Annotated in this window: 1 protein-coding gene; it reads right to left on the bottom strand. The window is 45.2% G+C overall.

Annotated elements, in window-relative coordinates; genetic code table 11:
* Nucleotides 1-38 precede the first annotated feature (38 nt).
* Nucleotides 39-485, bottom strand: a complete 447-nt coding sequence (locus CKY02_RS23150; protein WP_275658239.1) for a putative type VI secretion system effector — start codon at nt 483-485, stop codon at nt 39-41.
* Between the last annotated feature and the right edge of the window lie 274 nt (nt 486-759).

Here is a 759-nt window from a genome sequence, read left to right as displayed (position 1 = left end):
CCATTTATGGGCATTTGCTGAGAATGGCATAGCGGGCCTCAAACAGGCTGTATTGTTGAATTCCACAATAAATACAAAAATTCAAAAGCAGATGCAACTTCCGGCAATATTTGTGTAGGAAAGACAGGCCTACAACGGGGCGTCATAGAAACCACCCTTAATTCAGGATGCGCAATGGCATAAACCACATAGTACCCCTCCTGCTCGGTTACCGCTAATTCAACATAATCCCCCATTTTTGCGGTGGTAAACCCTAGCCAACCGTGAAATGGCACACCATTGATTTTCCCTCGCACAAAATCACAGGTATCACTCTCCCGAACCTTGGTCTGCGAATTAATTGCTGCCGCTGAGGTATTTCCTGCTATCGATAGTAATAACGCACCATACAGTTCCCGCTCTTCCTTACGAGCAAAGGCGGCGGGATCATATTCACGATCGGAAAAGTAGCCCCTCACACAGAGCGTCTCAAATTCTTCCAATATCCCACTGACTTTGATTAATGGCTTACGCGGCGGTAATTCCGGCGGTGGCGGCTCTTTTGCTAATATTGCATCCAGTGCCGGGATTTGAGCCTGAACCTCCGCTATGGCTTTTTCTACTTCCTCTCTATCTTCAGGACAACGTTGAATCCGTCATTCCGCACCGTATTTCTGATTTAAAAATAGTGTGATCTTACACAGGTTTTTTGTATTGATGATATCAGTGGGGTTGACGGTAATCGCCAATTTTGATCTATTACTTTTATTTACCGGAAAG

Source organism: Photorhabdus bodei (assembly GCF_003287735.1).
GTDB classification, from domain to species: domain Bacteria; phylum Pseudomonadota; class Gammaproteobacteria; order Enterobacterales; family Enterobacteriaceae; genus Photorhabdus; species Photorhabdus kayaii.
The sequence above is the reverse complement of the archived record's forward strand: the minus strand, read 5'-3'. Positions and strand labels throughout refer to the sequence as shown.